Source organism: Blastococcus sp. SYSU D00695 (assembly GCF_054050555.1).
In genome coordinates this window covers 109178-117073 of sequence record NZ_JBJGZP010000013.1, presented here as the reverse complement: position 1 = coordinate 117073, position 7896 = coordinate 109178, and the positions used below count along the sequence as shown (strand labels likewise).

The 7896-nt window shown below is 75.0% G+C and carries 7 protein-coding genes; 4 read left to right on the top strand and 3 right to left on the bottom strand.

All coding sequences use genetic code 11. The features are described 5' to 3' along the window. Positions 1–157: 157 nt before the first annotated feature. Positions 158–2623, top strand: a complete 2466-nt coding sequence (locus ACI781_RS11040) for a RelA/SpoT family protein (protein WP_456566143.1) — start codon at positions 158–160, stop codon at positions 2621–2623. 52 nt (positions 2624–2675) lie between these two features. On the opposite strand, the gene ACI781_RS11035 is transcribed toward ACI781_RS11040, so the two are convergent. The 3 genes from ACI781_RS11035 to ACI781_RS11025 are packed head-to-tail and all read right to left on the bottom strand — an operon-like array spanning position 2676 to position 4752. Next, the gene (locus ACI781_RS11035; protein ID WP_456566142.1) at positions 2676–3242 is read right to left on the bottom strand and encodes a DUF3105 domain-containing protein; all 567 of its coding nucleotides are present in this window, start codon (positions 3240–3242) and stop codon (positions 2676–2678) included. Then, positions 3239–3919: a peptidylprolyl isomerase gene (locus ACI781_RS11030; RefSeq protein ID WP_456566141.1), complete on the bottom strand. Its 681-nt coding sequence runs from the start codon at positions 3917–3919 to the stop codon at positions 3239–3241. Before ACI781_RS11030 ends, ACI781_RS11035 begins: the two co-directional genes overlap by 4 nt. After that, positions 3916–4752, bottom strand: coding sequence for a peptidylprolyl isomerase (locus ACI781_RS11025; RefSeq protein ID WP_456566140.1), 837 nt, complete (start codon positions 4750–4752; stop codon positions 3916–3918). The genes ACI781_RS11030 and ACI781_RS11025 overlap by 4 nt, the downstream gene beginning before the upstream one ends. Before the next feature lie 180 nt (positions 4753–4932). On the opposite strand from ACI781_RS11025, the gene ACI781_RS11020 reads away from it, so the two are divergent. Genes ACI781_RS11020 through ACI781_RS11010 form a run of 3 tightly spaced genes read left to right on the top strand, consistent with a single transcriptional unit; the run spans position 4933 to position 7870 of the window. Then, positions 4933–5625 (top strand): MBL fold metallo-hydrolase, encoded by a 693-nt coding sequence (locus tag ACI781_RS11020; RefSeq protein ID WP_456566139.1) that lies wholly within the window; start codon positions 4933–4935, stop codon positions 5623–5625. Continuing rightward, a complete protein-coding gene (gene hisS / locus ACI781_RS11015) occupies positions 5622–6884 on the top strand; it encodes a histidine--tRNA ligase (protein WP_456566138.1) in 1263 nt (420 codons plus the stop codon). Before ACI781_RS11020 ends, hisS begins: the two co-directional genes overlap by 4 nt. After that, positions 6881–7870 (top strand): aldo/keto reductase, encoded by a 990-nt coding sequence (locus ACI781_RS11010; protein WP_456566137.1) that lies wholly within the window; start codon positions 6881–6883, stop codon positions 7868–7870. Before hisS ends, ACI781_RS11010 begins: the two co-directional genes overlap by 4 nt. The last annotated feature ends 26 nt before the right edge of the window (positions 7871–7896 follow it).

The following is a 7896-nucleotide window of genomic DNA, read 5'->3' as shown; positions in this document are numbered from 1 at the left end:
GGACGCGAGAATTGGGGCGCGCGCCCCGGCCCCCCCCCCCCCCCCCCCCCCCCCCCCCCCCCCCCCCCCCCCCCCCCCCCCCCCGGCCGCGCGGCGCGGGCGCGCCGCCCGGTTAGCATGGGCGGAGGTCTTCCCTCCTCGAGCCGTAGGAGTGCCCGTGTCCCCGGACGCAGCCGCCACCTCCGTGGCTGGCGGCGGTCCGGGGGGCCCCCGCCCGGCCGCCGCCGCACCCGCCGCCCTGCCCGCGGGGAGCCCGCCGCCGGCGGAGCGGGCGCCGCTGCCGGCCCGCCCCGTCGTCCGCCGTCCCGACGACGTGGGCGCCGAGCCGCCGGCCGAGAACGACCCCGGCACGCCGCGCCGCCGCGTCCGCGACCGGCTGGCGCGGCGCATCGTGTCCGGCCAGCGCAGCACCGTCGTCCGGCCGGTCCTGGAGCCGCTGGCGGCGCTGCACCGGCAGAGCCACCCCAAGGCCGACCTCGCCGTGCTGCAGCGCGCCTACGACGTCGCCGAGGCCGCGCACTCCGCGCAGAAGCGCAAGAGCGGCGACCCCTACATCACCCACCCGCTGGCCGTGTCGACGATCCTCGCGGGCCTCGGGATGGACACCACCACGCTCGTGGCCGCGCTGCTGCACGACACGGTCGAGGACACCGGCGTCACGCTGGAGTCGATCACCGGGGACTTCGGCCCGGAGGTGGCCCACCTCGTCGACGGCGTCACGAAGATCGACAAGGTCAAGCTCGGCGACGCGGCGCAGGCCGAGACGATCCGCAAGATGATCGTCGCGATGTCCCGCGACCCGCGGGTGCTGGTCATCAAGCTCGCCGACCGGCTGCACAACATGCGCACCCTGCGCTTCCTCCCGCCGGAGAAGCAGGAGAAGAAGGCGCGCGAGACGCTGGAGATCCTCGCCCCGCTGGCGCACCGGCTGGGCATGAACACCATCAAGTGGGAGCTCGAGGACCTCGCGTTCGCCACGCTGTACCCCAAGCGCTACGACGAGATCGTGCGGCTGGTCGCCGAGCGGGCGCCCTCCCGCGACACCTACCTCGCCGAGGTCACCCACTCGGTGACCGAGCAGCTCAAGGCCGCCGGCATCCAGGCGGTCGTCACCGGCCGGCCCAAGCACTACTACTCGATCTACCAGAAGATGATCGTCCGCGGCCGGGACTTCACCGACATCTGGGACCTCGTGGGCATCCGGATCCTGGTGGACTCGGTGCGCGACTGCTACGCGGCGCTGGGCATCATGCACGCCCACTGGCAGCCGGTGCCCGGGCGCTTCAAGGACTTCGTCGCGATGCCGAAGTTCAACATGTACCAGTCGCTGCACACGACCGTGATCGGCCCGCAGGGCAAGCCGGTGGAGCTGCAGATCCGCACCCACGACATGCACCGCACCGCCGAGTACGGCATCGCCGCGCACTGGAAGTACAAGGAGAAGGCGCGGGCCGGCGGCCGTCCCGCGGCCGGGGAGTTCGGCGCCAGCAAGGCCGGGTCGCCCGACGACATGCTGTGGCTGCGCCAGCTGCTGGACTGGCAGCGGGAGGCCCAGGAGCCGGGGGAGTTCCTGGAGACCCTGCGCTACGACCTGGGGCCGCAGGAGGTCTTCGTCTTCACGCCGAAGGGCGACGTGGTCAGCCTGCCCGGCGACGCCACCCCGGTCGACTTCGCCTACGCGGTGCACACCGAGGTCGGGCACCGCTGCATCGGCGCCCGGGTCAACGGCGCGCTGGTCTCCCTGGACAGCAAGCTGAGCAACGGCGACGTCGTGGAGATCTTCACCTCCAAGTCGCCCACCGCCGGCCCGTCGAAGGACTGGCTGGCGTTCGTCGGCTCCTCCCGCGCCCGGACCAAGATCCGGCAGTGGTTCACCAAGGAACGCCGCGAGGACGCCGTCGAGGCCGGCAAGGAGGCGCTGACCCGGGCGATGCGCAAGGCCGGGCTGCCGCTGCAGCGGCTGCTGGGTGGCGACGCGCTGTCCACCCTGGCCAAGGACCTGCGCCACGCCGACGTGACCGCGCTGTACGCCGCGGTGGGGGAGAACCAGCTCTCCGCCTCCTCGGTGGTGGAGAAGCTCATCGCGGCGATGGGCGGCACCGAGGGCGCGGTCGAGGACATCGCCGAGACCGCCATCCCGACCGCCCGGCCGCGGCAGCGGCGCCCCGGCAGCGGCGACCCCGGCATCGTCGTGCACGGCATGAGCGACGTGTGGGCCAAGCTCGCCAAGTGCTGCACCCCGGTGCCCGGCGACGCCGTGCTCGGCTTCGTCACCCGCGGCGGCGGCGTCAGCGTGCACCGCACCGACTGCACCAACGCCGCGGACCTGCAGAGCAAGCCGGAGCGGCTGGTCGAGGTCGAGTGGGCCAGCCAGCCCGGCTCGGTGTTCCTCGTCGCGATCCAGGTCGAGGCGCTGGACCGCCACCGCCTGCTGTCCGACGTCACCAAGGCGCTCGCCGACGAGCGGGTCAACATCCTGTCGGCGTCGGTGCAGACCAGCCGCGACCGGGTGGCGATCAGCCGGTTCACCTTCGAGCTGGCCGACCCCGCCCACCTGGGCGCGGTGCTGCAGACGGTCCGCAACGTCGACGGGGTCTTCGACGTGGAGCGCGTGACCGCCTGAGCAGGCGCCGTCCGCCTCGTCCCTGCCGGGCCCGGGGCCGGGCCCCGGGCCGTCAGGGGGTCGCGGGATCGGCCAGGAAGGCGGGGTTCTCGCAGGTGGCGCCCGGCTCCGGGGTCGTCTCCGGGTTGGCGGTCAGCAGGTCGGCGAACGCGGCCAGCCGCGGGTCGTCGCCGGAGTCGGCCGTCAGCCGGTGGTTCCACGCCTGCGCCGACACCGTCACGCCCAGGCCCGGGTGGGGCGACAGCATCCGGTGGGGCACGCCGTCGACGAGGCCGGTGAGGGCCGCGACGTCGTCGGCCGACGCCAGGTCGGGGTCGTAGGTGAGCCACAGGGCGCCGTGCTCCAGCGAGTGGACGGCGTTCTCGGCGCGCACCGGCACGTCGTAGACGCTGCCCGTGCAGTCGGCCCAGACCGGGTCGTGCGGGCCACCCACCGGCGGGTCCTCCGCGTAGTCCACGTCCGTGCGCACGTGCTGCTGGCCGATGGCGTGGTCGGCGACCTGCGTGCCCTCCAGGGTCACCGGGGCGGCCGCCTGCGAGGGAGTCCCCGCGACACTGCTGGTGCACCCGGCCAGCAGCGCCGCCCCGGCGGCCAGCACGGGCAGGACCCGCCGGGTCACGGCAGGACCCGGGCCGTCTCGATCGTCACCGGCTCGTTGGGGGCGCCGCCACCGGGGGACGGGTCCAGGCTGCCGTCGTCACCGGCCGCGCCGATCCCCTGCACCACGGCCAGGCCCGCGTCGTCCAGGGTGCCGACGGCGGTGTAGTCCGGCGGGAGCTCGGTGTCGACGAAGCACAGGAAGAACTGGCTGCCGGTCGACTCCGGCCGGCCGGTGTTGGCCATCGCCACGGTGGCGGCCGGGTAGGTCGTCGCGTCGGTGACCTCCTGGGCGAACCGGTAGCCGGGGCCGCCGCGGCCGGTGCCCGTCGGGTCGCCGCACTGCAGGACGCCGAAGGTGGGCGAGTCGACCAGCCGGTGGCAGGGGCTGCCGTCGAAGTACCCCTCCCCGGCGAGGTGGACCATGCTCGCCGCGGCGCACGGGGCGCCCTCCTGGTCCAGCGTCATCGTCAGGTCGCCCTGGCCGGCGGTCATGACCAGCGTCCGGGTGCCGGTGGCCGGGACCCGCTCCGGCGGGGTGCCGATGTCGGTCCCCGAGCCGTCGGCGATCCACTCGCAGGCCACGGTGCCGTCCGCGGCGCGGGTCGGCGCCGCCGAGCCCGACTCGTCGGAGGAGCAGCCGGCCAGCGCGAGGAGGCCGAGGCCGGCCGCCGCGACCGCGGCGCGCCGCCGGGTCACGGCGCGCCCGTCACGGCGGTGATGGTCACCGGCGTGGCGGGTGCCCCGTCGGTGGAACCGTCGGCGACGCCCGCCGCGGCGATGGAGTCCAGGACCGACAGCCCTGGCTCGTCGATGGTGCCGAACACCGTGTAGTTGGGGTTGTCCTGCAGGCTGTCGCCGTAGACCAGGAAGAACTGGCTGCCGTCGGTGCCCTGCCCGCTGTTGGCCATCGCGACGACCCCACGCGGGTAGGTCTCCGTGCCGGTGACCTGCGTCGGGAAGCTGTAGCCGGGACCGCCGTTGCCCACGCCGGAGGGGTCCCCGCACTGCAGCACCTGCAGGCCGGGGCTGGTCGTCAGCCGGTGGCAGGGCGTGCCGTCGAAGTAGCCCTGCTGGGCGAGCGACACGAAGCTCGCCGTGGCGCAGGCCCCCGACCCCGAACGGTCCAGGGTGAGGCCGATGTCCCCGGCGCTGGTCGACATCGTCTCGGTGACCGTTCCCTCGGTGGGGAGGTCACCCGAGGGCGCGTCGACGGCGACGCCGGAGCTGCCGCGGGAGTCGTAGGTGAAGGTGCACGGCCCCGCGGTGGTCGTCTGCCCCGCCCGCTCCGCCCCGGGCCCGGCGGACGGCCCGGCGGAGGAGCTCGACCCGTCGGCGGCGACGGTCGGGTCGTCGTCGTCCCTCCCGAGACCGGTGATCAGCAGCACCGCGCCGGCGACGAGGGCGACGGCGACGACCGTCGCCACGATGAGCAGGTTGCGGCGGCGCTTGCGGGCCAGCTCGGCGCGGCGCTCCAGCTGCCGCTGCAGGTGGCGCTGGGCGGCCTGCCGGCGCTGCTTGTTGCTCGGCACGGGGGAGGACTCCTCGGACGGACGGTTGCGGCGCCGGGCCGGTGGGCGTGCGCCGCCCGACCGGCGGCCCCGCTGGTCGGTGGGCGAGTCTAGGTGCCGAGCCTGGGCGTCCCCGGTCTCCCGCCGGGCGGGTCGGGGAAGTGGCGGGACGCCGCAGGTGGCCCCGCGTAACCTGCACGGGTGCTCATCCGCTCGTTCCCGGCCGGCGCCTTCGGCACCAACTGCTACGCCGTCGCCACGGGGCGGGGCCAGGAGTGCGTGGTCGTCGACCCCGGGATGGACGCCGTCGACCCGCTGCGGCAGGTGATCGAGGAGGACGGCCTCAAGCCGGTCGCCGTCGTGCTGACCCACGGCCACCTCGACCACACCTTCTCCGTCGTCCCGGTGTGCGAGGGCTACGACATCCCCGCCTACCTGCACCCGGCCGACAACGGCATGCTCACCGACCCCGGCCGCTGGTTCGGCCCGCAGCTGGCGCGCCTGGTCGCCGGCACCCGGCTGCCCGACCCGTCGGAGGTGCGCACGCTGGACGACGGCGCCGTCCTGGAGCTCGCCGGGGTCTCGCTGACCGTCCGGCACGCCCCCGGCCACACCGAGGGGTCGGTGATGTTCGAGCTCGACCTCGGCGAGGCGCCGGGCCTGCTGTCGGGCGACGTGCTGTTCGAGGGCTCGGTCGGGCGGGTCGACCTGCCCGGCGGCTCCTGGCAGTCGATGCTCGCCTCGCTGCGCGACGTCGTCCTGCCGATGGCCGACGAGACGGTCGTGCTGCCCGGCCACGGCGGTCTCACCACCATCGGCCGGGAGCGCGCCACCAACCCCTACCTGGCGCAGGCCGCCGCGGAGGGCCCCGCGCCGAGGGGCCGCGGGCTGTGAGCCTCACGGCCCCGAAGGGCACCTTCGACACCCTGCCGCCGGAGTCGGCGCGCTTCCTCGCCGTCCGCGACACCCTCACCGCGCCGCTGCGGCGGGCCGGCTACGGCTACGTCGAGACGCCGGTGTTCGAGGAGACCGCCGTCTTCTCCCGCGGCGTGGGCGAGTCCACCGACGTCGTCACGAAGGAGATGTACACCTTCGACGACCGCGGCGGCCGCTCCCTCACCCTGCGCCCGGAGCTCACCGCGGGCCTCATGCGGGCGTTCATCGAGCACCGGCTGCACACCGGCGCGCTGCCGGTGAAGCTGTGGACCGTCGGCTCGGCGTTCCGCTACGAGCGCCCGCAGGCCGGCCGGTACCGGCACTTCACCCAGGTCGACATGGAGGCCCTGGGCGTCGACGACCCGGCGCTGGACGCCGAGGTGGTGGCACTCGGCGTGCAGGGCTTCCGCGACCTCGGGCTGACCGACTTCGAGCTGCTGCTCACCTCGCTCGGCGACGCCACCTGCCGGCCGCAGTACCGCGAGCTGCTCGTGGAGTTCCTGGCGAAGCTCGACCTGGACGAGGAGACCCGCCGCCGCGCCGAGATCAACCCGCTGCGGGTGCTGGACGACAAGCGCCCCGAGGTGCAGGCGCAGCTGGACGACGCCCCGCTGATGGTCGACCACCTCTCGGACTCGACCAGGGCGCACTACGACGCCGTCCGCCAGCACCTCACCGACCTCGGTGTGGCCTGGACCGAGGCGCCGCGGCTGGTGCGCGGGCTGGACTACTACACGAAGACGACGTTCGAGTTCGTGCACAACGGCCTCGGCGCGCAGTCGGCGATCGGCGGGGGCGGCCGCTACGACGGGCTGTCCGCGGCGCTCGGCGGCCCCGACGTGTCCGGCATCGGCTACGCCGTCGGCGTCGACCGCACGCTGCTGGCGGTGCAGGCGGAGGGGCTCGACATCGGCACGGCCGCCGGGGTGCAGGCGTTCGTCGTCCCGCTGGGGACCGAGGCCAAGCGGCTCGCGGTCCGGCTGGTCGGGCAGCTGCGGGCCGCCGGCGTCGCCGCCGACACCGTCTACGGCGACCGCGGCCTCAAGGGGGCCATGAAGGCCGCCGACCGCTCCGGCGCCTCGCACGCGGTCGTCATCGGCGAGCGCGACCTGGCCGAGGGCGTGGGCCAGCTCAAGGACCTGCGCACCGGCGAGCAGACCGCCGTCCCCGTCGCCGACCTGTTCGACGCGCTGCGGCGTGCGACGGTGGGGGAGTGACCTCGGTGGAGCAGCGGCCGCTGGGCCGGACCGGCGCCGAGGTCGGCGTCGTGGGCCTGGGCACCTGGCAGCTGGGCGGGGACTGGGGCGACGTCGACGACGAGGCCGCCGAGGCCGTGCTCGAGGCCGCGCTCGACGCGGGCGTGACCCTGTTCGACACCGCCGACGTCTACGGCGACGGGCGGTCGGAGGAGCGGATCCGGCGCGCGCTGGTGCTGCAGGCCGAGCGCCCGTTCGTGGCGACCAAGGTGGGCCGCCGCGCCGACCCGTTCACCGCCGCGCAGTACACGCCGGAGAACCTGCGTGCCTGGGTGGACCGGTCACGGCGCACCCTCGGCGTGCAGACCCTGGACCTCGTCCAGCTGCACTGCCCGCCGACCGCCGTCTACTCCGACCAGCGCGTCCACGACACCCTCGACGGGTTCGTCGCCGACGGCTCGATCGCCGCGTACGGCGTCTCGGTGGAGACGGTCGCCGAGGGCCTGACCGCGCTGCAGCACCCCGGCGTCGCGACGATCCAGGTGGTGCTCAACGTCTTCCGCCGCAAGCCGCTGGAGCAGCTGCTGCCCGCGGCGCAGGCCGCCGGGGTCGGCGTCCTCGCCCGGGTGCCGCTGGCCAGCGGGCTGCTCACCGGGACGTACGACGAGTCGACGACGTTCCCCGCCGACGACCACCGGACGTTCAACCGCCACGGGGAGGCCTTCGACGTCGGCGAGACCTTCGCCGGCGTGCCCTTCGAGGTGGGCGTCGCCGCGGCCCGCGAGGTCGCCGAGATCGCCGGGGACGCCCCGACCGCGGCGTTCGCGCTGCGCTGGGTGATCGACCAGCCCGGCGTCACCGCCGTCATCCCCGGCGCGCGCACCCCCGAGCAGGTGCGCGGCAACGTCGCCGCCGCCTCGCTCCCGCCCCTCACCGCGGCGCAGCTCGCCGACCTCGAGCGGGTGTACGACGAGCGCATCCGCGCGCACGTGCACGACCGCTGGTAAGCCACCCCTCCACCGCCCACCACAGA